At 71.9% G+C, this 23,329-nt stretch carries 19 protein-coding genes; 13 read left to right on the top strand and 6 right to left on the bottom strand.

Going from position 1 to position 23,329, the window contains the following annotated elements; translation table 11 throughout:
* Nucleotides 1-69: 69 nt before the first annotated feature.
* From ACFWPT_RS15820 to ACFWPT_RS15805, 4 genes are all read right to left on the bottom strand, one after another.
* Complete coding sequence (locus ACFWPT_RS15820) at nucleotides 70-1,275, bottom strand: DUF2510 domain-containing protein (protein WP_380482241.1); 1,206 nt, start codon at nucleotides 1,273-1,275, stop codon at nucleotides 70-72.
* 128 nt (nucleotides 1,276-1,403) lie between these two features.
* Nucleotides 1,404-2,192: a 3-oxoacyl-ACP reductase gene (locus ACFWPT_RS15815; protein ID WP_063346866.1), complete on the bottom strand. Its 789-nt coding sequence runs from the start codon at nucleotides 2,190-2,192 to the stop codon at nucleotides 1,404-1,406.
* A 6-nt stretch (nucleotides 2,193-2,198) separates the two neighbouring features.
* Nucleotides 2,199-3,575: an aldehyde dehydrogenase family protein gene (locus tag ACFWPT_RS15810; protein ID WP_380482239.1), complete on the bottom strand. Its 1,377-nt coding sequence runs from the start codon at nucleotides 3,573-3,575 to the stop codon at nucleotides 2,199-2,201.
* Between the two features lie 5 nt (nucleotides 3,576-3,580).
* A complete protein-coding gene (locus ACFWPT_RS15805; protein ID WP_363378760.1) occupies nucleotides 3,581-4,966 on the bottom strand; it encodes a glutamine synthetase family protein in 1,386 nt (461 codons plus the stop codon).
* A gap of 152 nt (nucleotides 4,967-5,118) precedes the next feature.
* On the opposite strand from ACFWPT_RS15805, the gene ACFWPT_RS15800 reads away from it, so the two are divergent.
* From ACFWPT_RS15800 to ACFWPT_RS15760, 9 genes are all read left to right on the top strand, one after another.
* A complete protein-coding gene (locus tag ACFWPT_RS15800; RefSeq protein ID WP_380482237.1) occupies nucleotides 5,119-5,847 on the top strand; it encodes a gamma-glutamyl-gamma-aminobutyrate hydrolase family protein in 729 nt (242 codons plus the stop codon).
* Nucleotides 5,848-6,002: 155 nt separating this feature from the next.
* Nucleotides 6,003-7,070, top strand: a complete 1,068-nt coding sequence (locus ACFWPT_RS15795) for a cation diffusion facilitator family transporter (RefSeq protein ID WP_063346869.1) — start codon at nucleotides 6,003-6,005, stop codon at nucleotides 7,068-7,070.
* 58 nt (nucleotides 7,071-7,128) lie between these two features.
* Nucleotides 7,129-8,031, top strand: a complete 903-nt coding sequence (locus ACFWPT_RS15790) for a 5'-3' exonuclease H3TH domain-containing protein (RefSeq protein WP_380429300.1) — start codon at nucleotides 7,129-7,131, stop codon at nucleotides 8,029-8,031.
* Between the two features lie 116 nt (nucleotides 8,032-8,147).
* On the top strand, nucleotides 8,148-8,900 hold the full coding sequence (locus tag ACFWPT_RS15785) for a DUF6879 family protein (protein WP_380482234.1): 753 nt from the start codon (nucleotides 8,148-8,150) through the stop codon (nucleotides 8,898-8,900).
* Nucleotides 8,897-9,739: a helix-turn-helix domain-containing protein gene (locus ACFWPT_RS15780; RefSeq protein ID WP_380482232.1), complete on the top strand. Its 843-nt coding sequence runs from the start codon at nucleotides 8,897-8,899 to the stop codon at nucleotides 9,737-9,739. Before ACFWPT_RS15785 ends, ACFWPT_RS15780 begins: the two co-directional genes overlap by 4 nt.
* Before the next feature lie 605 nt (nucleotides 9,740-10,344).
* Nucleotides 10,345-10,587 carry a DUF397 domain-containing protein gene (locus ACFWPT_RS15775; protein ID WP_380376148.1) on the top strand — a complete coding sequence of 81 codons (243 nt, stop codon included), beginning with the start codon at nucleotides 10,345-10,347 and terminating at the stop codon, nucleotides 10,585-10,587.
* Nucleotides 10,588-10,809: 222 nt separating this feature from the next.
* Nucleotides 10,810-11,103, top strand: coding sequence for a hypothetical protein (locus ACFWPT_RS15770; RefSeq protein ID WP_380376150.1), 294 nt, complete (start codon nucleotides 10,810-10,812; stop codon nucleotides 11,101-11,103).
* Nucleotides 11,104-11,533: 430 nt separating this feature from the next.
* The gene (locus ACFWPT_RS15765; RefSeq protein WP_380482230.1) at nucleotides 11,534-12,577 is read left to right on the top strand and encodes a Tat pathway signal protein; all 1,044 of its coding nucleotides are present in this window, start codon (nucleotides 11,534-11,536) and stop codon (nucleotides 12,575-12,577) included.
* 41 nt (nucleotides 12,578-12,618) lie between these two features.
* Nucleotides 12,619-13,107 (top strand): SAM-dependent methyltransferase, encoded by a 489-nt coding sequence (locus ACFWPT_RS15760; protein ID WP_380482228.1) that lies wholly within the window; start codon nucleotides 12,619-12,621, stop codon nucleotides 13,105-13,107.
* A gap of 198 nt (nucleotides 13,108-13,305) precedes the next feature.
* Here ACFWPT_RS15760 and ACFWPT_RS15755 read toward each other — a convergent pair whose 3' ends face one another.
* Entirely contained in the window at nucleotides 13,306-16,158 is a 2,853-nt protein-coding gene (locus ACFWPT_RS15755) for an RNA helicase (RefSeq protein WP_063346881.1), read from the bottom strand.
* A gap of 334 nt (nucleotides 16,159-16,492) precedes the next feature.
* Between ACFWPT_RS15755 and ACFWPT_RS15750 the strand changes: the two genes are divergently transcribed.
* Nucleotides 16,493-16,867 (top strand): hypothetical protein, encoded by a 375-nt coding sequence (locus ACFWPT_RS15750; protein ID WP_063346882.1) that lies wholly within the window; start codon nucleotides 16,493-16,495, stop codon nucleotides 16,865-16,867.
* A 29-nt stretch (nucleotides 16,868-16,896) separates the two neighbouring features.
* Complete coding sequence (locus tag ACFWPT_RS15745) at nucleotides 16,897-17,289, top strand: ArsR/SmtB family transcription factor (RefSeq protein ID WP_380482226.1); 393 nt, start codon at nucleotides 16,897-16,899, stop codon at nucleotides 17,287-17,289.
* 62 nt (nucleotides 17,290-17,351) lie between these two features.
* Here the strand turns inward: ACFWPT_RS15745 and ACFWPT_RS15740 are convergent, their stop codons facing one another.
* Nucleotides 17,352-18,524, bottom strand: a complete 1,173-nt coding sequence (locus ACFWPT_RS15740; protein ID WP_380482224.1) for an aminotransferase class V-fold PLP-dependent enzyme — start codon at nucleotides 18,522-18,524, stop codon at nucleotides 17,352-17,354.
* 82 nt (nucleotides 18,525-18,606) lie between these two features.
* On the opposite strand from ACFWPT_RS15740, the gene ACFWPT_RS15735 reads away from it, so the two are divergent.
* A complete protein-coding gene (locus ACFWPT_RS15735; protein WP_380482222.1) occupies nucleotides 18,607-20,697 on the top strand; it encodes a prolyl oligopeptidase family serine peptidase in 2,091 nt (696 codons plus the stop codon).
* Nucleotides 20,698-20,855: 158 nt separating this feature from the next.
* Nucleotides 20,856-23,222: an immune inhibitor A domain-containing protein gene (locus tag ACFWPT_RS15730; protein ID WP_380482220.1), complete on the top strand. Its 2,367-nt coding sequence runs from the start codon at nucleotides 20,856-20,858 to the stop codon at nucleotides 23,220-23,222.
* Nucleotides 23,223-23,329 lie beyond the last annotated feature (107 nt).

Here is a 23,329-nt window from a genome sequence, read left to right as displayed (position 1 = left end):
CACCCGGAGAGTGCTCTCCGGGTGGGCCGCCGCCGTGTGAGGAGCGGGTGGCTCAGGTGCTGGTGCCGCTCAGGTGCTGGTGCCTCCGGTGCCACCGGTGGCGCCGCCGGGGAGCCCGCCGCCCGGGAGGGACGGCAGCTTGCCCTTGAAGTCGGCGATGCCGTTGACGATGGTGTCCATCAGGCCGACGTCCGGCGCCTTGTCGGCGATGTCGAAGCCGAAGTGCACGGAGATCAGCGACTTGCCGTCGGTGGACGGGAAGACCACCGTCTGCACGTAGCCGTTGTTGCCCTTGGGCGCGTCGACCTTCCAGCGGACCAGGTAGCCGTCCTGGCCGTTGACCTTGACCGCCTCGGACTTCAGCTCCTGGTGCCCGGTGATGGCGCCGTACGAGTCCTTGGCCGCCTTGTCGATGTCGGCCTTGGCGGCCGTCTGGGCGTCGGTGCCGCCGCCGTCGATCCGGCCGGTGGTCACCCCGCCGAGGCTGCACGAGCCGTTGCCGTCCGGACACTGGTACGAGCCGACGACGACCGAGGCGTAGCCGTCGTTGGTGTAGCCGCCCTGCCAGCCGGAGGGGACGGGCAGGGTGAGCCCGTTCACCAGGTCGATCGCGTTGCCGGCGCCGGGCCTGGCCTTGCCGCTGCCGCCGTTCCCGTTCCCGCCGCTCCCGCCGTTTCCACCGGGCCCGCCGTTGCCACCGGTCCCGTTGCTGCCGTCGCCGCTACCGCCGTTGTTGTTCCCGCCGTTGCCGTTGTTGCCGTTCCCGTTCCCGCCGTTCCCGCTGCCGCCGTTCCCGTTGCCGCCGAGGCCCGGGAAGCCGTTCCAGGGGCCGTTCTCGCCGTTCGGCACGGCCTGCCGGGCACTGCGCTGCGGGCGGTTGTCGCTCTGGCCGTCCATCGCCAGGAAGGTGATCCCGGAGCCGGTGCCCAGGCCGAGCAGCGCCGCGACGGTGGCGGCGATCATCATCGGGGACGGCCGGCGCCGGGGCTTGCGCGGCGGCGGTGCCTCGGAGCCGTAGGCGGTGCCGAAGGGCGGCGGCTCCGGGTAGCGGACGGTCGGCCCGCTGTCCAGCACCTCCCCCTGCAGCACCGTGGGCTCGTCGGCCGGCCCCGGCCCCGGAGCCCCGGTCGCCGGGGGCACCGGCTCCGGGGCGTCCGAGGGTGCGGGCCGGGTGCTGGCCGTCCAACCCCTGCCGTCCCACCAGCGCTGCGGCCTCGGGTCGCCGCCGGTGTCCTTCGGGTCCGGGTACCACCCGGCGGGAATCTGCTCGCTCACAACAGAGAATCTAAAGGCACGCGGATAAGCGCGAAATCAGCGCGGCCTCGAATTCCGGTGGTTTTCGATGAGATTACGGTGAGAAGGGGCGCGACGGGCACGCTCAGGACCGTCGGGCACGCCCGGGGCTACAGCGGGGTCACGTAGGCGCCCGAGATGCCGCCGTCCACCAGGAACTCGCTCGCCGTGATGAAGGACGAGTCGTCGCTCGCCAGGAAGGCCACCGCGGCGGCGATCTCCTCGGCCCGGGCGAACCGGCCCAGCGGGATGTGCACCAGTCGGCGGGCCGCCCGCTCCGGGTCCGTGGCGAACAGCTCCCGCAGCAGCGGGGTGTCCACCGGCCCCGGCGACAGCGCGTTCACCCGGATCCCCTCCCGGGCGAACTGCACGCCCAGTTCCCGGGACATCGCCAGCACCCCGCCCTTGGAGGCGGTGTACGAGATCTGCGAGGTGGCCGCGCCCATCCGGGCCACGAAGCTGGCCGTGTTGATGATCGAGCCCCGCCCGTGCCGCCGCATGTACGGCAGCGCGGCCTTGCAGCACAGGTACACCGAGGTCAGGTTGACCTCCTGGACCTTGCGCCAGGCGTCCAGGCCGGTGGTCAGGATCGAGTCGTCCTCCGGCGGCGAGATGCCCGCGTTGTTGAACGCGACGTCCACGCTCCCGTACGTCTCGTACGCCTCGTCGAACAGCGCCTCGACCATGTACGGGTCGGTGACGTCGGTGTGCACGAACAGGCCGCCGACCTCCTTGGCGGCCGCCCGCCCGGACTGCTCGTCCAGGTCCGCGCAGACCACCTTCGCGCCCTCCGAGGCGAGCCGGCGGGCGGCCGCCAGGCCGATCCCGCTGCCGGCGCCGGTGATCACGGCGGTGCGGCCGACCAGGCGGCGGCACACCGGGGCGTCGTTCTCCGTCATCGGCTGCTACTCCTCGCTGTGGATGAAGACGTTCTTGGTCTCGGTGAAGTGGCGCAGCGCGTCCGGCCCCAGCTCCCGGCCGACCCCGGACTCGCCGTAGCCGCCGAACGGCGTCCAGTACCGCACCGAGGAGTGCGAGTTGACCGACAGGTTGCCCGCCGCGACGCCGCGGGCCAGCCGCAGCGCCCGGCCGAGGTCCCTGGTCCAGATCGAGCCGGACAGGCCGTAGCGGGTGCCGTTGGCCAGCCGCAGCGCGTCCGCCTCGTCGGTGAACGGCAGCACGGCGGCGACCGGGCCGAAGATCTCCTCGGTGACGGCCGGCACCTCCGGGTCGGCCGGCGCGATCACCGTCGGCGGGTACCAGTAGCCGGGCCCGTCCGGCACCGCGCCGCGGGCCAGCACCGGCAGGTCCGGGGTGACGTAGGAGGCGACCCGGCGCACCTGGGCGGCCGAGATCAGCGGGCCCAGCCGGGTCTCCGGATCCGCCGGGTCGCCGGTGCGCAGCGCCTCGACGGCGGGCAGCAGCAGCGCCAGGAAGTCGTCGTACGCCTCGCGTTGGACCAGGATCCGGCTGCGGGCGCAGCAGTCCTGGCCGCTGTTGTCGGCGAAGGACATCGGGTCCGCGGCGCGGGCCAGGTCGGCGTCGGCGAAGACGATGCTGGGGCTCTTGCCGCCCAGCTCCAGGGTGACCCGCTTGGCCCGGGCCGCGCAGCGGGCGGCCACCTCCTTGCCGACCACGGTCGAGCCGGTGAAGACGATCTTGCGGACCGCCGGGTGGTCCACCAGGGCCCGGCCGGTCGTCGTGCCCGGGCCCGGCAGTACCTGGAACAGGCCCTCGGGCAGCCCTGCCGCCAGGGCGAGTTCGGCCAGCCGCAGCGCGGTGAGCGGGGTCGCCTCGGCGGGCTTGAGCAGGACGGCGTTGCCCGCCGCCAGGGCCGGCGCGAAGCCCCAGGCGGCGATCGGCATCGGGAAGTTCCACGGCGCGATCACCCCGACCACGCCGACCGGCTCGTGGAAGGTCACGTCCAGGCCGCCGGCCACCGGGATCTGGCGGCCGGTCAGGCGTTCCACTCCCCCGGCCGCGTACTCCAGCAGGTCCCGGACGTTGCCGGCCTCCCAGCCGGCGTTGCCCACGGTGTGGCCGGCCTCGCGCACCTCCAGTGCGGCCAGTTCCGGAACGTGCACCTCGACCTGGTCGGCGAACCGGCGCAGCAGCCGGGCCCGTTCGCCCGGTGCCAGCGCCGCCCAGGCCGGCTGGGCCTTCGACGCGCGCTGGACCGCCGCGTCCACCTGCCCCGCGGTGGTGTCCGGGACGGTGGCGAGCACCTCGCCGGTGGCGGGATTGCGGACGGTGCTGACGGTGGGGTCGGTGGGGTCGGTCATCGGCCTCACATCCGTTCGAAGGATCGGTAGCGCTCCCAGTCGGTGACGGTGCCGTCGAAGGCGCACTGCTCCACCCGGGCCATGTTCAGGTAGTGCTCGACCACGTCGTCGCCGAAGGCCACCCGGGCCAGCTCGCTGTCGCCCCACAACTCCGCGGCCTCGCGCAGCGAACCGGGCACCCGGGCGTACTCCTCGACGGCGTAGGCGTTGCCCAGGCACGGCGCCGGCAGCTCCAGTTTCCGCTGCAGCCCGTGCAGGCCGGCCGCGATCATCCCGGCCACCGCCAGGTACGGGTTGACGTCCCCGCCCGGCACCCGGTTCTCCATCCGCAGGCCCTGGCCGTGGCCGACCACCCGGTAGGCGCAGGTCCGGTTGTCCCGGCCCCAGGCCACCGCCGTCGGGGCGAACGAGCCCTGGCGGTAGCGCTTGTAGGAGTTGATGTTCGGCGCGTACAGCAGGCTGAACTCGCGCAGCGCCGTCAGCTGGCCGGCCAGGAAGTGCCGCATGGTGTCGGTCATCCGGCCGTCCCGGTCGGCGAAGGCCGGCGCGCCCACCGCGTCCCGCAGCGACAGGTGGATGTGGCAGCTGTTGCCCTCGCGCTCGTTGTACTTGGCCATGAAGGTCAGCGCGCACCCCTGCTGCGCGGCGATCTCCTTCGCGCCCGTCTTGTAGACGCTGTGCTGGTCGCAGGTGGTCAGCGCGTCCGCGTAGCGGAAGGCGATCTCGTGCTGGCCGAGGTTGCACTCGCCCTTGGCCGACTCCACCACCAGCCCGGCGCCCGCCATCTCGTTGCGGATCCGGGACAGCAGCGGCTCGACCCGGGCGGTGCCCAGCATCGAGTAGTCCACGTTGTACAGGTTCGCCGGCGTCAGGCCGCGGTAACCGCCCAGCCAGGCCTGCTCGTAGGTGTCCCGGAACACCAGGAACTCCAGCTCGGTCCCGATGTCGGCCGCCAGCCCGTACTCCGCCAGGCGCGCGATCTGGCGGCGCAGCAGTTGGCGGGGGGCCGCGTCCACCGGGTGGCCGCCGTGCCGGGCCAGGTCCGCGGTCACCTGCGCGGTGCCCGGCTGCCAGGGGGTCAGCCGCAGGGTGCCGAGGTCGGGGCGCATCGCGAAGTCGCCGTAGCCGGTGGCCCAGGAGGAGAAGGCGTAGCCGTCGACGGTGTTCAGGTCGACGTCCACGGCGAGCAGGTAGTCGCAGGCCTCGGCGCCGTGCTCGACCACCTCGTCCAGGAAGAAGCGGGCGGCGAAGCGCTTGCCCTGCAGGCGCCCCTGCATGTCCGTGAACGCCAGCGCCACGGTGTGGACCTCGCCGGTGTCCACCAGCGTGCGCAGTTCGTCCAGGGTCAGCGGCGCCCGGGGCGGCACGCCCGCGGCGGCGTTCTCGGGCATGACGGAACCCTCCACGATCACTCTTCGAGTTCAAGCGGTCACAGCGAACCGTACGGCCTGCGGCGGACGGCGCGGAAGAGGGCGGACAGGTGTGGCGCGCCGACATGCGTGGTTGACGGGGGATCAGGCGGTGCGGGGGGAGAATGCCCGCCATGGATCGCAGGCCTTTCATCGGCGTCAGCACCTACCTGGTCGACGCGAGTTGGAGCAACTGGCAGGGCCGCCGGGTGGCCCTGGTGCCCGAGCGGTACACCGCGTACGTCCAGGAGTCCGGCGGGATCGCGGTGCTGCTCCCGCCCGACTCCCCCGACCGCGCACCCGAGGTGCTCGCCCGGCTCGACGCCCTCGTCATCGCGGGCGGGCCCGACATCGACCCCGCCTACTACGGTCAGCCCGCCCACCCGCGCACCGAGGTCGACTCCCCCGAGCGGGACCGGTGGGAGTCGGCCCTGCTGCGGGCGGCCCTGGCGGCCGGGATGCCGCTGCTGGGGATCTGCCGGGGGATGCAGGTGCTCAACGTCGTCTGCGGCGGGACCCTCGTCCAGCACCTGCCGGACGTCGTGCCGGTGGACGTCCACGGCGGCGCGGACGGCGGCTACGGGACGCACCTGGTGCGGCCGGTGCCGGGGACGCTGCTCGGCGGGCTGCTCCCGGAGAGCGAGGTGGAGGTGCCGACCTTCCACCACCAGGCCGTCGACCGGCTCGGGGCGGGCCTGCGGGTCTCGGCCCACGCGCCGGACGGGACGGTCGAGGCGGTCGAGGGCCCGGGGTTCACCCTGGGCGTGCAGTGGCACCCGGAGCAGGGGGAGGACCTGCGGGTGATGCGGGCCCTGGTGCGGGCGGCCACCGCGGCGCAGTTGGACACCGCGCTGATCGGGTAGCCGGGGCCCGCCCGCCCGGGCGGAACGGACCGCTCAACGGCAACGACAACGGTCACCAGTACAGCCTTTGGATCTTTGTCCGTTCTGCGGTTCACTTCGGGTGCAGGGCGATCGCGCCCCTCCCCTCCCCACCCGTGCGTCCAGAGAGGACTTCGATGGCCGGGCACGAGCATTCCCACACTGATCATGCGCATGACCACAAGCACGCGCACGACCACGGCGGACACCGGCACGGCGGACTCGGCGGCCACGGCGGCCACTCGCACGGTGTCGCCGCCGACGCCGACCGCCGCTGGCTGCTCAGCGCCCTCACACTCATCGTCGTCTTCATGGCCGGCGAGGTCGTCGTCGGCTTCGCCGCGAAATCACTGGCCCTGATCTCCGACGCGGCGCACATGCTCACCGACGCCGCCTCGATCGTCCTCGCGCTGGTCGCGATGCGCCTCGCCGCCCGCCCGGCCCGCGGCGGCTACACGTACGGCCTCAAGCGCGCCGAGATCCTGTCCGCCCAGGCCAACGGCGTCACCCTGCTGGTGCTGTCCGCCTGGCTGGGCTACGAGGCCGTCACCCGGCTGTTCGAACCGCCGGAGGTCGCCGGCTCGCTGGTGCTGGTCACCGCGCTGATCGGGATCGTCGTCAACCTGGCCGCCGCCTGGTGCATGTCGAAGGCCAACCGCAGCTCGCTCAACGTCGAGGGCGCCTTCCAGCACGTGCTCACCGACCTGTACGCGTTCATCGCCACCGCCGTCGCCGGCGCCGTCATGCTGACCACCGGCTTCGTCCGGGCCGACGCGATCGCCTCGCTGGTCGTGGTCGCGCTGATGCTCAAGGCCGGCATCGGCCTGGTCCGCGACTCCGGGCGGATCTTCCTGGAGGCCGCCCCGGCCGGCATCGACCCGGACGCGGTGGCCGACCGGATGGTCGCCCAGCCGCTGGTCGAGGAGATCCACGACCTGCACATCTGGGAGATCACCTCCAACCAGCCCGCCCTGTCCGCACACATCCTCGTCACCCCCGGCGGCGACTGCCACGCCGTCCGGCGCGAGCTCCAACGCGGACTGGCCGACGAGTACGGCATCACCCACAGCACGCTCCAGGTCGACCACGTCGGCGAGGACGCGGCCGGCGCCCTGCTCCAGATCGCCGCCCCCGGCGAACAGCCCGCCGAACACTGCGCCGACGCGCACGGCCCGGTCCACCGCGCCGGCCCGCACGAGCACTGAAGCCGCCCTCCTGTCGTCGCGGTGCGGCATGATCTGACACGTGACCGCACCGCGACTGATGCTCCTCGACTCCGCCAGCCTGTACTTCCGGGCCTACTACGGCGTGCCGGACACCCTGCGCTCCCCCCAGGGCGAACCGGTCAACGCCGTCCGCGGCCTGCTGGACTTCATCGCCCGGCTGGTCCACGACCACCACCCCGACCAGCTCGTCGCCTGCATGGACGCCGACTGGCGCCCGCAGTGGCGGGTCGACCTCCTCCCCTCGTACAAGACCCACCGGGTCGCCGAGGCGGCCCAGGACGGCGAGGAGGAGGTGCCGGACACGCTCGCCCCGCAGGTCCCGGTGATCGAACAGGTGCTGGACGCGCTCGGCATCGCCCGCGTCGGCTCCCCCGGCTACGAGGCCGACGACGTGATCGGCACCCTCACCGCCCGCGCCGAAGGGCCCGTACAGATCGTCACCGGCGACCGCGACCTGTTCCAACTGGTCGACGACGCCCGCGAGATCACCGTGCTCTACCCGGTCAAGGGCATGGGCAACCTGCAGATCACCGACGACGCGCTGCTCCTGGAGAAGTACGGCGTGCGCGGCGCCCAGTACGCCGACATGGCCGCCCTGCGCGGGGACCCGAGCGACGGCCTGCCCGGCGTCAAGGGCATCGGCGAGAAGACCGCCGCCCAGCTCATCAACGAGTACGGCGACCTCACCACCATCCGCGCCGCCGCCCTCGACCTCTCCTCCAAGCTCACCCCGGCCCGCCGCCGCAACCTCGTCGAAGGCGCCGCCTACCTCGACGTCGCCCCCACCGTCGTCCGCGTCGCCCCCGACGCCCCCCTCCCCACCTTCGACCCGGCACTCCCCCACGAGCCGCTCGACCCGATGACCCTCGAAGACCTCGCCACCCGCTGGGGCCTCGGCACCTCCCTCGAACGCCTCCTGGAATCCCTCGCCACCCGCTGACCACCACGCGGTGGGGCCTTTCCGCCGCGCCAGGAGAATATTCGCGAATCGGCACTCCCCTCGGGCCGGTCCCCGGGCATCCTGATTCCGCCTGACCGACGGCGAGGGGAGCGGCTGTGAGCCGACGACTGCGGTACATCGGAAGCACCTCAGGGAGCGACGGATGCCCGACGCTCTACGAGGACGTCGAAACCGGGGAGGTGCTGGTGCAGGGCGATGTCGTGACCGACCCCGACGAGATCACCCAACTCCGCAACATCAAGCCCGGCGAAGGGTTCGTGATCGTGCCCCGCGCGCTGCTCGCCGACTTCGCGCCGCCCGACGTGGACCGGGAACGCGTGCTGATCGGCTACGACAAGTTCGAGAACATGTTCAGGACCCTCCAGCACACGGCCTTCCGGCTGGAGACCCGCCGCCGGTACCGCTCCGACGAGCAGACCGAAACCTACCGCCGGTTCGCTGCCGGGCTGGCGCCCGGATGGGACCTGGACGACCCCTGGTGCCGCTCGCGCCGCGAACAGGCGGCCCTGGGCAAGCGGTTCGAGCGGGTGCGGATCATGGACAACCCGCCCACCCTGGGGCAGCGGTACCTGCTCGACAACGCCGAACGGAACAACGCCGTCGGCGAGGACACCCGGTACCTCTGGCGGGCCGACGCCGAACGCCTGGGTCTTCCGCAGGAGGACGCCTGGCTGTTCGACTCGCGCGTCATCGCCCTGCTGCACTTCGACGCCGACGACGACCTGACCGACATCGAACTGATCACCGACCCGGTGCAGGTGGCCCGCGCCTGCCAGGTACGGGACGCTGCCTGGCACTTCGCCACGCCGAGCCGCGAATTCGGCGCTGAGGTACCGTCCGCCATGTGAGCACCGACTTCCAACAAGCACGAATCGCCCTCGGTCTGCGGCTCCGTGAGCTGCGCACCGAGGGCGGTCTCACAGGCAGGCAACTGGCCGACCGTCCGGGCTGGACGCAATCCAAGGTCAGCAAGCTGGAGACCGGCCGACAGACGGCCACCCACGAGGACCTCAAGGCCTGGGCCGAGGGCGTCGGACAACCCCACACAGCGCCCGAACTGTCGGCCAGGCTACGGGCCTTCGAGTCGGGGACCCGCACCTGGCGACGGCAGTTGGCCGCCGGACACAAACCGGTGCAGGACACGCTGACCGCCGAGCACGAGCGTTCACGCGTCATGCGCGCGTGGCAGAATTCCATGATCGTCGGCATGCTCCAGACGGCCGACTACGCCCGGCACATCTTCAGCGCGTACGTCAGCCTCCACCAGTCGCCGCGCGATGTAGAGGACGCCGTTCGAGCCCGCGTCCAGCGACAGGAAAGCCTGTACCGGCCAGGCAAGCGATACCACATCGTCATGTGGGAATCCGCACTACGCGCCCTGGTGTGCCCACCGGCCGTGCTAGCCGCGCAACTTGACCGACTCAGCGGTGTGGTCGGACTGGATACCGTCTCCTTGGGCATCGTGCCGTTCGAAGCCTCACTCGGGTTGCCTCCTGCCAACGGATTCTGGATTCACGACGAACGGCTTGTCATCGTCGAGGACTGGCACGCGGAGCTGTGGTTGGGCCAGCCCGACAACGTATCGCTGTACCTGCGTGCGTGGGAGACGCTGGCCGGCGCGGCCGTCTACGGACCGGACGCCCACCGCATCATCACGCGGTGCCGCAGAGCACTCGGTTCTACCTGAGAATTCCCACGCACCCCAGCTGCCGGGGCTGGAATATTCGAGAATCATGCTCCCGCCGGCGAATCTCGGCCGCTTAACGTCCTGCCGATGGCTCCGATCGGCACGGGAGTTGAGCGATGATCACGAACTCGCAGCGGTTGGCGGCTGGTCCACACCTCGGTGTGAGCGTCGATACCGACCAGCAGCACTGGAAGGCGGTCGGCGATGTCCTTGCGTGAAATCGCTCTACGCGAGCCCGGCCGACCCACCGTTGATGCGGACAAGTGCCCGTCCTGCCAGTGGTTCGACGCCATGGAGCGGGAGGCCTGCAAAGCTCCGGAGAGCGTGGACCGCTCCAAGCTGACGAACGCGCGGGTCCTGCGCCTACGGCACGAGGCATCCGGAGAGTGCCTGAACCCGGATGGTGCCGGGTGCTGAGTGACGCCCCGGGAATCGTCGTCAGCGAACGGGGCTGACGGCCCGGGCGTGCGCGACCAACCCCCCGTACCGCTGACGCAGGGCGGGCCCGAGACCCCCACAGCCGGCCGTTCGGAGTCCGGCCGGTTGCGGGTGCACCACCGCGCGGGGACGGATTCCCCGCAAACGTCGAACAGGAAGGCAGCGCCATGAGCGACCTGTACGAGATCGACATCCCGGTCGGATCCGCCACCCACAAAGCCTGCGGTGGGAACCAGGGCGGGGGCGACGACGGCGAGTCGTGCATGACCCTCCGCGAAGTGCCCGGCGTGGCCGGCGGCCTCTGGATCATGGGCGACACCAAGGCCCCCAACCGGGAGCTCCGCTTCACCACGGCGGAGTTGGGCGCGGCGGGCATCGACCCGGCCCGCTTCACCACCACCGCCGCCTGACGCACACCGAACAGGCGGGCCCCGCTCCCAACGCAACTGGGAACGGGGCCCGCTCCTCATCATGGCAGGGCGCTCATGGATCACTGGAACAGGCCCGGCCTGCACTGGCATTGCTACGCCTGGGCAGGCAACAAACGACCGGACGACTCCGAACGACGACCCGCCACAGGGCAGAACGGCGTGAGACCCGAGTGGTCGAGCCCCCTTCCGCCGTTGGAGGTCATGCACTGGCTCGCCAAGTCGACGGCACAGATCAAGCTCACGACGAACGACCCGGCCGAGGCGCTGGAGTGGCTGGGCCAGCAACTCGCCGACTCCCCGGCGCTGGAGACCGACCTTGACCCGACGACCCGGCTGGAACGAGCCCGGACCTCGCTCGACACGTTCCCACACGACGTGGTGTGGACGTACTGGACCCCAGGCCAGCAACTCCGAGCGGTCTCGGCCGTGTCGTGCCCCCGAACCTTCAACCCGACCGACGAGACACCCCCACCGTGCCCGTTGCAGCGCCGCTGACCACAAGAACCCGACTGCCAGCTCCGCAATGGTCGAGCCGATTCCCCCTGCCGAGAGTTCGGGGCGAACGAAATGCGCGACTGGCACATCCCGCACGGCCTACTCCCCGACTCGGTCTGGCGGGTGATGCCGTTCTTCGAGGTCCTCGAAGAACGGCATCGGGCCCTGTGACCTCTGCGTGGGTTTCCGCCGTTGCCGACCCGCTTCAGACAATCGAGGCTGGCGAATTCGACCGCCACGCGCAGTGGGTCCGCCAGGGCGTGAAGCCTTCCGGGAACATCCCGCAGTACCCCGCCGAGGTGCTCACCAGCTGGCTGAACCGGGATGTCGCCCTGGCGACGACGGGGCTCGGGAACGAGCAACCGGACTTGTGTGACTGGGGTTTGGATACGCTGAAGCCCTGGCGGCTCTCGGACGGATCGACGTTGACGTGGAACGCAGACAGCTCCTCCGCACGCTCACGTACTCGCTCGGGACGCTGAGCATCCCGCCCGACAACTGGTGGGAGCAGATGGCCCGAACGGAGAGTCGCGGCATCACACAACGCCGTGCCGGTCAGGCCGATGTGGATGCCGTCCGGGACGTGGCAAGGCTGTTCTCCCAGCTCGACCAGCGCCGTGGCGGCGGGCACGGGCGCACGGCGGTCGCGCAGTACCTCCTCACGGATGTCGGAGAGTTCCTCCAAGGAACCTTCTCCTCCGACCTGATTCGGCGGGACATGTTCTCCGCAGCATCCGAACTCGCCTACCTGGCCGGGTGGACGGCGTTCGACAACGGCGAGCACCCCGCCGCCCAGCACTACTACACCGTCGCCGTGAAACTGGCGGCCGAGGCCGACGACCCCGCGATGGCCGGGCACATTCTGCGCGCCATGGCTCACCAAGCGGTCGACCTCCGGAAACCGCACCATGCCGTCAGGGTCGCCGAGGCATCGATGGCCGGCGACCGGTACCGGCTCGCCGGCCATCGCGAACGGTCCCTGCTCGGCGTCGTCCATGCACGTACCCTGGCCTCTGCGGGGCGCACTGCTGAGGCGAACGCCGCGCTGCTCCAGGCCGAACGCGATCTGTCGGCAGCCTCGCCCGGTGACGACGAACCACCCCGGGTGTTCTTCTTCGGCGAGGCTTCCTTGGCACACGAGACCGCGTCGGCGCTCCGCGACCTCGGCGACCTGGAAGGCGCAGCGAAGGAGTTCGAGCGCAGCGTCGCGACCCGTAAGGCTTCCACGTTCACCAGGACCCACGCGGTCACCCTCGGCCACCTGGGCCTCGTGAAGGCCGGGCAGCACTCCATCGAGGAGGCCTGCACCATCTGGTCCCAGTCGCTCGACGCCATGCAGACCGTCCGCTCCGCCCGCACCCGCGAAGTCGCTCTACAAATTCGCAGTGCGCTTTCGCCCTATCGCGGACGGAAGGTGCAGCACATCGACGCCGTCGACAGGCGCGCCGCCGACTATCTGGCAGCCACCATCTGACCCGCCGTTCTGGCGCGGTCCGTTCTCAGGAGGGGAAACACGTGGGTGACGTCTTCAGCGTGGAAGCACTGGGCCATGTTGTGGGAGGCCGTACGGAACCGACCGACGACCGCTGGGGAGGGACCCGCGCCATCATCCGGCTGGACGGCGACAGGTTTCCGCCCGACGCGACGAAGGGACTGGAGGAGTTCTCCCACCTCGACGTGATCTTCCGGTTCCACAGGACCGACCCGGCCGATCTGAACTTCGGTGCCCGCCGCCCCCGGGACAACCCGGACTGGCCCGAGGTCGGCGTGTTCGGCCACCGGAACATGCGGCGCATCAACTGGCTCGGGTCCTCCCGCTGCCGCCTCCTCAAGGTCGACGGCCTGGACCTGCACGTCGAGGACCTGGACGCCATCGACGGCACCCCGGTCCTCGAAGTGAAGCCCTGGTTCGAGGAGTTCGGACCGCGCGGAGAAGTGCGCCAGCCCGCGTGGACCACGGAGATGCTCCGCGACTACTTCGCCCCGGCGCCTCCCGCGCCCTGACCATCGGCATCGCCTCGCCCGTTTCGGCTGCCCCTTCTCCACGAGAAGTCGACCTGATCGACTTCTCGTGCAGCCGCTCACAATTCCGGTGCCGCTCCGGCCCGCCGAGGCCGCACGGGGGTGGGGGGTAGGAAGCCACCGGATACGCCAGGGGCCCGCACGTTCGGGGTGAACGGGCGGGCCCCTGGCGTTCGGCGGTCAGCCCACCGAGGAGTAGGCGATGATGCCGCGGCGCAGGCCGTCGACGGCCTTGCGGGCCGTCCGGCGCAGTTCGGCGTCCTCGCCGGCCGCGTCCTGGATCTGGCCGAGGACGTCGATCAGTTGCTTGGTCCAGCGGACGAAGTCGCCGGCCGGCATGTCGGCGTCGCGCAGCACCTGGTCCAGGCTGTGGCCGAGGGCCCAGCGGTGGGCGGCCCAGGCGAAGCCGAGGTCGGGCTCGCGCTGGCCGACGCCCTCGGCGGTGTTGATCCGGTGCTGCTCCTCCAGGGCGTCCAGGTGGCCCCAGATCCGGACCATCTGGCCGAGCGCCTCCTTGGCCCCGCCCTCCGGCACCCGGGGGGCGGTGGCGTCGTCGGACTGGCGCGCCTCGTAGACCAACGCCGAGGCGCAGGCGGCGAGTTCGGCGGCGTCCAGGCCGCTCCAGACGCCTTCGCGGATGCACTCGGAGGCGAGCAGGTCGAGTTCGCCGTAGAGCCGGCCGAGGCGCTTGCCGTCGTCGGTGACGGTGTCGCCGCTCAGGTAGCCGAGGTCGGTGAGCAGCCCGCAGACGCGGTCGAAGGTGCGGGCGATGGTGTGGGTGCGGGAGCGCATCCGGCGTTCCAGCGCCTCGGTGTCGCGGTGCAGGCGGTGGTAGCGCTCGGCCCAGCGGGCGTGGTCCTCGCGCTCGTCGCAGCCGTGGCAGGGGTGCTGGCGCAGTTCGGTGCGCAGCCGAGTGATCTCCTGGTCGTCGGCGGCGGCCGCGCGGCCCCGGCGGAACCGCTCGGGTTCGAGGTGGCCGGCCTTGGTGCGCAGCGCGGAGGCGAGGTCCCGGCGGGACTGCGGGCTGCGCGGGTTGAAGGACTTGGGGATGCGCACCCGCTCGACGGCGGCGACCGGGTACGGGAAGTCGATCATGGCGAGCCGCTTGACCTGCCGCTCGGCGGTGAGCACCACCGGGCGGGGCCCGTCCTGGAAGTCGGGGTGGCGGCCGACCCGGCCGTTGCGGCTGACCGGCGGCAGGCCCGGGTCGAGGACCAGCGCGAGGCCGGCGAACTTGCCGGTGGGGACGTGGATGACGTCACCCGGCTTGAGCTGCTCGATCGACTCGACGGCGGCCGCGCGGCGCTGGCCGCTGCCCTCGCGGGCGAGTTCGTTCTCCCGGTCCTTGAGTCGGCGGCGCAGGTCCATGTACGCATCGAAGTCGCCGAGGTGGCAGGTCATCGACTCGCGGTAGCCCTCCAGCCCCTCTTCGTTGCGCTGGACCTGGCGGGCGATGCCGACCACCGAGCGGTCGGCCTGGAACTGGGCGAAGGAGGTTTCCAGCAGTTCGCGCGAGCGGTGCCGGCCGAACTGGGAGACCAGGTTGACGGCCATGTTGTAGGACGGCCGGAACGAGGACTTGAGCGGGTAGGTGCGGGTGCCGGCCAGGCCGGCCAGCGCCTCCGGGTCGAGGCCGCGCTGCCAGAGCACCACGGCGTGGCCCTCGACGTCGATGCCCCGGCGCCCGGCCCGGCCGGTGAGCTGGGTGTACTCGCCGGGGGTGATGTCGGCGTGGGTCTCGCCGTTCCACTTGACCAGCTTCTCCATGACCACCGAGCGGGCGGGCATGTTGATGCCGAGCGCCAGGGTCTCGGTCGCGAAGACGGCCTTGACCAGGCCCTTCACGAACAGCTCCTCGACCACCTCCTTGAACCGCGGCAGCATCCCGGCGTGGTGGGCGGCGATGCCGCGCTCCAGCCCGTCCAGCCACTCGAAGTAGCCGAGGACGTGCAGGTCCTCGTCGGGGATGTCGGCGCAGCGCTCCTCGACGAAGGCCCGGACGACCGCGCGGTCGGCGTCCTTGTTGAGCCGCAGGCCGGAGCTGAGGCACTGCTGGACGGCGGCCTCGCAGCCGGCCCGGCTGAAGATGAAGGTGATCGCGGGCAGCAGGCCCTCGGCGTCGAGCCGGTCGATGACGTCCACCCGACCCGGCGTCCAGACCCGGCCGGGGCGCCCGTTGGGCATGCTGCGGCCCCGGCCGCGGCCGAACCGGTCGCGCGGGTTGCGGTCCAGCTCGGAGCGGGCGAGCCGGACCAGCTCGGGGTTGACGGCCTTGCCCGGGTTGCGCGGGCCGTCCTTGGGGCGGCCGTCCCGGTCGGGGTTGGCGAACAGGTCGTACATCCGGTTGCCGGCCATCACGTGCTGCCACAGCGGCACGGGCCTGGTCTCGGAGACGATCACCCGGGTGCCGCCGCGCACGGTGTCCAGCCAGTCGCCGAACTCCTCGGCGTTGGAGACGGTCGCGGAGAGCGAGACGAGGGTGACCGACTCGGGGAGGTGGATGATGACCTCCTCCCAGACGGCGCCGCGGAAGCGGTCGGCGAGGTAGTGCACCTCGTCCATGACGACGTAGCCGAGGCCGTCGAGGGTGCTGGAGCCCGCGTAGAGCATGTTGCGCAGCACCTCGGTGGTCATGACCACCACGGGGGCGTCGCCGTTGACGGTGTTGTCGCCGGTGAGCAGGCCGACCTTGGCGGCGCCGTAGCGCTTGACCAGGTCGCCGTACTTCTGGTTGGACAGCGCCTTGATGGGCGTGGTGTAGAAGCACTTGCGGCCGCCCAGGAGGGCCAGGTGCACGGCGAACTCGCCGACGATGGTCTTGCCCGAGCCGGTGGGCGCGGCGACCAGGACGCCCGAGCCGGCCTCCAGCGCCTCGCAGGCCTCCAGCTGGAAGTCGTCCAGCGGGAAGTCGTACAGCTGCTGGAAGCCGTGGAGCGCGGTCGCCTGCTCCTTGGCCCGGCGGCGGCTGGCCGCGTACGCCTCGGCGGGGCTGAGCTCCTGGTCGTCGTGGGGCTGGGGCTCAGGGGTGTTCATCGCCGTCCGGGTGTGGTTGGTGTGATCTCGCATCTCAGCGAGAGGTTACCCGGCGGCACTGACATCGATAGCACCGTTTTTCCGTGCGACTTTCCGTAGGGCTTCCGTACGGCTTTCCCCGCGGCTTCCCTGCGTCGGGATCGGCCGCAGGATCGGCCGCGGGATCATTCCGGGATCGCTTCCCTCTCACATCCATAGTTGCAAACATCTTCAAGTGATCAGAGTCCGACCAGCTTCGGACGTCTCCGGTCATCCTCGGTGGACGGCCGCCGGTCTCCCTACCGTCGTTGCCACGGCGGAGCCACCGCCACCAACTCACGGGAGGACACCGACGATGGCGAACCTGGAGACGTCCCTCAAAGAGGCCATGGGGATCGACGGCGCGATCGGCGTCGCCCTGGTCGACTACGGCAGCGGCATGGCGCTCGGCAGCCTCGGCGACGGCGGCGAACTGGACCTCAACGTCGCCGCCGCCGGGAACACCGACGTGGTCCGCGCCAAGATGCGGGCGATGGAGATGCTCAACCTGCACGACAACGAGATCGAGGACATCCTGATCAGCCTCACCAACCAGTACCACCTGGTCCGACCGATCACCACGCCCACCGGGCGCGGCCTCTTCCTCTTCCTGGCGCTCAACCGCGGCCGCTCCAACCTCGCGATGGCCCGCCACCAGCTCAAGCGGATCGAACTCTCGCTGGAGATCTGAGCGGACCGACACCAGGGAAGGGGGGACTCGTGGCGGTAGCGCTCTACCAGGCCAAGGCCGAGTTCTTCCGGATGCTCGGCCATCCCGTCCGGATCCGGGTGCTGGAACTGCTCCAGGCCGGACCGACGCCCGTCCGCGGGCTGCTCGCCGAGCTGGAGGTCGAACCCTCCAGCCTCTCCCAGCAGCTCGCGGTGCTGCGCCGGTCCGGCATCGTCACCGCCACCCGGGAGGGCAGCACGGTGGTGTACGCGCTGGCCGGCGGCGACGTCGCCGACCTGCTGCGAGCGGCCCGGCGGATCCTCACCGGGCTGCTCGCCGACCAGAACCTGCTGCTCGCCGAGCTACGGGCCAGCACCGACCGGGCCAGCACCGACCGGGGCAGCTCCGAGCGAGGCAGCTCCGACCGGGTCGGCCCGGAGTAGCCGCGTGCGGACCGGGACCGGCCCGGAGTAGCCGCGCGTGCAGGCCGGCCCCCGCGCGCCGGTCAGCCCTTCAGCAGGTCGGCCAGCCCGTCCGCCAGCCGCTCGTACTCCCGCGGCCGGTTGTACAGCTGCGCGCTGACCCGCAGCACCCCGCCGCCGGCCCACGGGCGGATCGCGATCCGGGTGCCGAGCCGCTGCCACACCTCGTCCCGCAGCGGTTTCACGTCCTGCTCCGCCTCGACGCACCCGGCCGGCAGCCGGACGGAGCGCATCGAGACCCCGGGCGTCGCGGGCAGCGGCGCCAGGCCGGCCCGCTCGGCGAGCACCCGCTGGCCGTACCCGGCGAGTGCGGCGTTGTGCGCGGCCACGGCCTCGGGGCCGAGCTCGCGCAGCAGCTCGAAGCCGGCCGGGGCGGCGAGCCAGCCCGTGTAGTCGCAGGTGCCGCGCCATTCGACGTTCCACGGGAAGCCCCGGTCGTGCTCCCAGGAGAAGGTCAGCGGGCGCACCCGGTCCACCCACTCCGGGCGGACGGCGAGCACGCCAGTGCCGCGCGGGGCGAAGGCCCACTTGTGCAGGTTGCCGAACCAGAAGTCGGCGTTCGGGTCGACCGGGGCGGGCAGCATGCCGGGGGCGTGGGCGCCGTCCACGACGGTGGTCACGCCGCGCTCGCGCAGGTCGGCGAGCAGGCCCGCTCCGGCGATCAGGCGGGCGGTGGGCGAGGTGATCTGGTCCAGCACCGCGACGGTGACGCGCTCGTCGACGGCGGCGAGCACCGCCTCCCGGACGGCCTGCTCGTCGGGGGTGTCCAGCGGCAGTTCGACCTCGACCACCTCGGCGCCGGTCTCGGCGGCCCGGCGCTCGGCGGCCCGGGTGACCACGCCGTAACCGTGGTCGGTGACCAGGATCCGGTCGCCGGGCGCGAACGGGATGGTGTCCAGGGCGATCGCGACCGCCTCGGTGACGTTGGAGACCAGGGCGAGCCGGTCCGGGTCGACGGCCAGGTCGGCGGCGATCCTGGTGCGCGCCGCGCCGACCCGGGCCGGCAGGTCGGCGAAGAAGCCGTCCGGGTCCAGCTCGTGTTCGGCGCGCAGCCGCTGCTGCGCGCGCTGCACGGGGACGGGCACCGCGCCGTACGAACCGTGGTTCAGGTGCGCCGCGTCCGGCGAGATGCCGAACAGCCCGTCGGCCGCGGGCAGCGGGGCCGGGGGTTCGACGGTCCACAGGTCCTCGATCACGGCATCCTCCCCATTGTGGTGTGTGACATTTCACATGACAGGGTACTGGTCGGGTGGCGCGCTCCGATACGACGATCGGGCCGTGACCATCACCGACCCCTTCCTGTCGCTCAGCGCCCGCACCGGCCGGTTCACCTTCGGTGCGCCGCGCGCGTTCACCCTCGCCGAGGACGGTACCCGGCTGCTGCTGCTCCGCTCGACCGGTTCCGAGGATCCGGTCGACCGCCTGCACCTGCTCGACGCCGCCACCGGCGAGGAACGACTGGTCGCCGACCCGGCCGTCCTCGCCCCCGGGCGCACCGGCCGCCGCGACGACCTGCCCGCCGTCGAACGACGGCTGCGCGAACGCACCCGCCTGGTCGCCGCCGGCATCGGCACGTACGCGGCCACCGCCGACCTCGCGACCGCCGTCCTCGTCCTCGACGGCCGGCTGTTCCGGATCGACACCGCCACCGGCGCCGGCACCGAACTGCCCGTCGCCGGGCCCGCGTTCGACCCCCGGCCGGACGCCGCCGGCGAACGCGTCGCCTACGTCGCCGACGACGCCCTGTACGCCACCCCCGACCTCGAACCGCTCTCCCCCGCCGACGGCGCCCGCTGGGGCGTCGCCGAGTTCGCCGCCGCCGAGGAGCTCGGCCGCTCCCGCGGCCACTGGTGGCGCCCCGACGGCGGCGCGCTGCTGGCCGCCCGGGTGGACGAATCCGCCCTCCCCCGGCGCTACTTCGCCGACCCCGCCCACCCCGGCGAGCCCGCCGAGGACTTCGCCTACCCGCAGGCCGGCGGCCCCAACGCGGACGTCCAGCTCTGGGTCCTCGGCCTCGACCGCAGCCGGGTACGGCTCCGCTGGGACGCCGCCGCGTTCCCGTACCTCTGCGCCGCCACCTGGGCCTCCGACCAGGAACTGCTGCTCACCGTCGCCGACCGGCTCCAGCAGCACATCCTGCTGCTGACCGCCGACCCGGCCACCGGAGAGACCCGCGAACTCTCCCGCACCACCGACGAGTTCTGGGTCGACGACCTGCCCGGCACCCCCGCCCGGCTGGCCGACGGCCGGCTGCTCACCGCCCACGACACCCCGCAGGCCCGCGGCCTCGCCCTGGACGGCAAGCCGCTGGACACCACCGGGCTCCAGATCCGCCGGGTGGTCGGGCACCTGGACGGCCGGCTGCTCTGCGAGACCGGCCAGGGCGACCCGGCCGACCAGTACGTCCACCTGGTCGACCCGGACGGCGGCACACCCGAACCCGTCACCACCGGCCCCGGCGTGCACTCCGCACTCGCCGCCGGCCGCACCCTGCTGCTCACCACCGCCGACGCCGACGGCATCCGGCGCCGACTGCTGCGCGACGGCTCGCTCGACGCCTCGCCCGACGGCCCCACACTGCCGCTCACCGACCTGAGCGCCGCCCTGCCCTACCGGGTGCGGCCACGGCTCGCCCGGGTCACCGAACTCGGCCTGCCCACCGCCGTGGTGTACCCGCGCAACCACGTCCCCGGCCGCCGGCTGCCGGTGCTGCTGGACGTCTACGGCGGGCCCGGCTTCCAGGCCGTGGCGGCCGAGCCGCGCCGCTGGCAGCTCCGCCAGTGGTGGGCCGACCAGGGCTTCGCCGTCGTCACCACCGACAACCGCGGCACCCCGTTCGTCTCGCCGGAGTTCACCCGGGCGATCTTCCGCCGCTTCTCCCAGGTGGCGCTGGACGACCAGGTGAACGCCCTGCAGGCACTCGCAGGGCAGCACCACGACCTCGACCTCGACCGGGTCGGCGTGCGCGGCTGGTCGTACGGCGGGTACTTCGCGGCGCTCGCCGTGCTGCGCCGCCCGGACGTCTTCCACGCCGCCTGCGCGGGCGCCCCGCCCACCGACTTCCGGCACTACGACACCGCGTACACCGAGCGCTACCTCGCGCTGCCGCAGGACAACCCGGAGGGCTACGCCGACGACTGCCTGGTCACCGACGCGCCCGGGCTGACCCGGCCGCTGCTGCTGATCCACGGGCTGGCCGACGACAACGTCCACCCCTCGCACACCCTGCTGCTCTCCGAGGCACTCACCAAGGCCGGCCGCCCGCACAGCGTGCTGCCGCTGCCGGGCGTCACCCACATGACCCCGGGCGGGGTGAACGAGCAGGTCACCCAGGCTGAACTCGCCTTCCTGCGGGCATCCTTGGGCTGATTCGCCGGATTCCGGACAAGGGCGTCGCACCGGTGGTGCGGCGCCCTTCGCCTTGCCCTCGCCTCTTCCACGTGACCCGTGACATGTGAAATATTACCTGCGCTTCACTGAACGATTACTCCACCCCCAAACCCCATCCCCCGGAAAGGACCGGTCAGTTGCGCAGACTGTCCGCCGCTCTTGCGGCCGCGCTCACCACGAGCGCGATAGCCGCCACCCTGCTGGGCACCCCCGCCCAGGCCGCTCCGGCCGCGACCGCCCCCACCACGATCGCCGCCGCCCCTGCGGAGCAGGGCGCCGAAGCCCCGCCCGCACCGCTCGCCCCCCAGGAGCGCGAGCGCCAGGCGCTCCGCACCAAGGCCCTGGAACAGCTCAACCAGGGCGCCGTCGCCAAGACCGCCGGCAAGCGGGCCCCCGCCAAGGTGAAGGTCGGCAACGACTACGTCCAACTGGCGCACCAGCGCACGGACAAGGTCTTCGTGATCCTCGCCCAGTTCGGCGACGAGGTCGACAACACCACCCAGTACAACGGCCAGCCCCGCTACGGCGGTACCCCCGGCCCGCGCCACGACCAGATCCCCAAGCCGGGCAAGGGCGACAACCACACGCTGTGGGAGCCGGACTTCAGCCGCGACTACTACCAGAAGATGTTCTTCGACGACACGCCCGGCACCGTGTCCATGCGCAACTACTACCGCACCCAGTCCTCCGGCCGCTACGACGTCCAGGGCACCGTCAGCGACTGGGTCACCGTCCCGTACAACGAGGCCCGCTACGGCAGCAACAAGGGCCCGCAGGGCTCCGGCGCCTGGACCCAGGGCCAGGAGTTCATCCGGGACGCCGTCAAGGCCTGGTACGACGGCGAGATCGCCAAGGGCCGCAGCGTGGCCGACATCAAGGCACAGCTCGCCCAGTACGACGTCTACGACCGCTACGACCACACCAAGACCGGCGAGTTCAACCAGCCCGACGGCTACCTCGACAACGTCATCGTGGTGCACGCCGGCGTCGACGAGACCTGGGGCGGCGGCGCCCAGGGGGCCGACGCGCTGTGGGCGCACCGCAGTTGGACCTTCCCCGACGCGACCGGCCGGACCGGCCCGGAGGGCAACAAGATCGGCGGCGCGCCGGTCGGCGACACCGGCCTCTACGTCTACGACTACGTCCAGGCCGGCGAGAACAGCGGCGTCGGCCTGTTCGCCCACGAGTACGGCCACAACCTCGGCCTGCCCGACCTGTACAGCACCAACGGCGGCGACAACAGCGTCAACTTCTGGTCGCTGATGTCCTCCGGCTCCTACCTCGGCAAGGGGCCGAACACCACCGGCGGCTACCCCGGCGACCTCGACGCCTGGAGCAAGCTCCAGTTCGGCTGGCTCGACTACGACGAGGCGCAGGCCGCCACCCGGTCCAGCCACGCCCTCGGGGTGAGCGGCTACAACACCGACCAGGCCCAGGCGCTGCTCGTCCACCTGCCGGACAGCACCACCAGCACCGACCTCGCCGACCCGTACGAGGGCGCCAGGCAGTGGTGGAGCGACACCGGCGACAACCTAGACAACTCGCTCAGCCGGGACGTCGACCTGCGCACCGCCACCGGCCCGGCCGCCCTGGACGCCGCCGCCTGGTACGACACCGAGCAGGACTACGACTTCCTCACCGTCGAGGCCTCCACCGACCAGGGCAAGCACTGGACGGCCCTGGGCGGCACCGTCGACGGCGCGCCGATCGGCAACACCAGCGCAAACACCCCCGGTCTCAGCGGCAGTTCGGGCACCTACCGGAAGCTGCACCTCCCGCTGGACGGCTACCTCGGCCAGCAGGTCCGGCTGCGCTTCCACGCCACCTCCGACGGCAACACCCACGGCCGGGGCGTGCTCGTCGACGCCGTGAAGATCACCGCCGGCGGCACCGAGCTCTTCGCCGACGGCGCCGAGAACGGCGCCAACGGCTGGACCGCCACCGGCTTCACCGTCATCACCGGCCGCACCGCCGTCAAGCAGCACCCGCGCGCCTACCTCGCCGAGAACCGCCGCTACACCGGCTACGGCGCGTTCCTGAAGACCGGCCCGTACAACTTCGGGTACAGCGGCGTCGCGGGCAAGGCCGACGTCGTCGACACCTACCCGTACCAGGAGGGCGTCCTGCTCTGGCTGTGGGACACCGCGTACGGCGACAACAACACCAAGGACCACCCCGGCGGCGGGCTGATCCTGCCGATCGACGCCCACCCGGCGGCGGTCCGCTTCGCCGACGGCACCCTGGTCAACGGGCGGGCGCAGACCTACGACGCGCCGTTCTCGCTCAGGCCGACCACGGCGTTCACCCTGCACAAGGGCGGCGTCGCGGTGCGGATCCCGTCCGAGCCGGCCGTCCCGGTCTTCAACGACCACACCGGCACGTACACCGACCCGGCCCTCCCGCAGCTCGCGGTGAAGGTGCCGGACACCAACACCAGGATCGAGGTCGTCCGGGAGTCCCAGGGCGGGCGGATCACCACCGTCCGGGTCGGCCCGGCCTCGTAGGAACCCACAGCGAAGGCCCCGGGCCCCCCGACGAAAAGGGGCCCGGGGCCGGCTCATGGGCCTCACCGCACCCGGAGGACGGTTCACGCCGACCTCCGGCGAGGCCG

It is taken from the genome of Kitasatospora sp. NPDC058478 (genome assembly GCF_042720345.1).
GTDB lineage: Bacteria > Actinomycetota > Actinomycetes > Streptomycetales > Streptomycetaceae > Kitasatospora.
Note: the sequence above shows the minus strand (reverse complement) of the source record. Positions and strands in the feature narration are given on the sequence as shown.

Coding starts and splice junctions, on each gene's coding strand:
- ACFWPT_RS15795 (WP_063346869.1), top strand. CDS start 6,003: ATGGCCGGGCACGAGCATTCCCACACTGATCATGCGCATGACCACAAG.
- ACFWPT_RS15790 (WP_380429300.1), top strand. CDS start 7,129: ATGCTCCTCGACTCCGCCAGCCTGTACTTCCGGGCCTACTACGGCGTG.
- ACFWPT_RS15750 (WP_063346882.1), top strand. CDS start 16,493: ATGGCGAACCTGGAGACGTCCCTCAAAGAGGCCATGGGGATCGACGGC.
- ACFWPT_RS15805 (WP_363378760.1), bottom strand. CDS start 4,966: ATGCCCGAGAACGCCGCCGCGGGCGTGCCGCCCCGGGCGCCGCTGACC.
- ACFWPT_RS15800 (WP_380482237.1), top strand. CDS start 5,119: ATGGATCGCAGGCCTTTCATCGGCGTCAGCACCTACCTGGTCGACGCG.
- ACFWPT_RS15755 (WP_063346881.1), bottom strand. CDS start 16,158: ATGAACACCCCTGAGCCCCAGCCCCACGACGACCAGGAGCTCAGCCCC.
- ACFWPT_RS15815 (WP_063346866.1), bottom strand. CDS start 2,192: ATGACGGAGAACGACGCCCCGGTGTGCCGCCGCCTGGTCGGCCGCACC.
- ACFWPT_RS15775 (WP_380376148.1), top strand. CDS start 10,345: ATGAGCGACCTGTACGAGATCGACATCCCGGTCGGATCCGCCACCCAC.
- ACFWPT_RS15770 (WP_380376150.1), top strand. CDS start 10,810: ATGCACTGGCTCGCCAAGTCGACGGCACAGATCAAGCTCACGACGAAC.
- ACFWPT_RS15810 (WP_380482239.1), bottom strand. CDS start 3,575: ATGACCGACCCCACCGACCCCACCGTCAGCACCGTCCGCAATCCCGCC.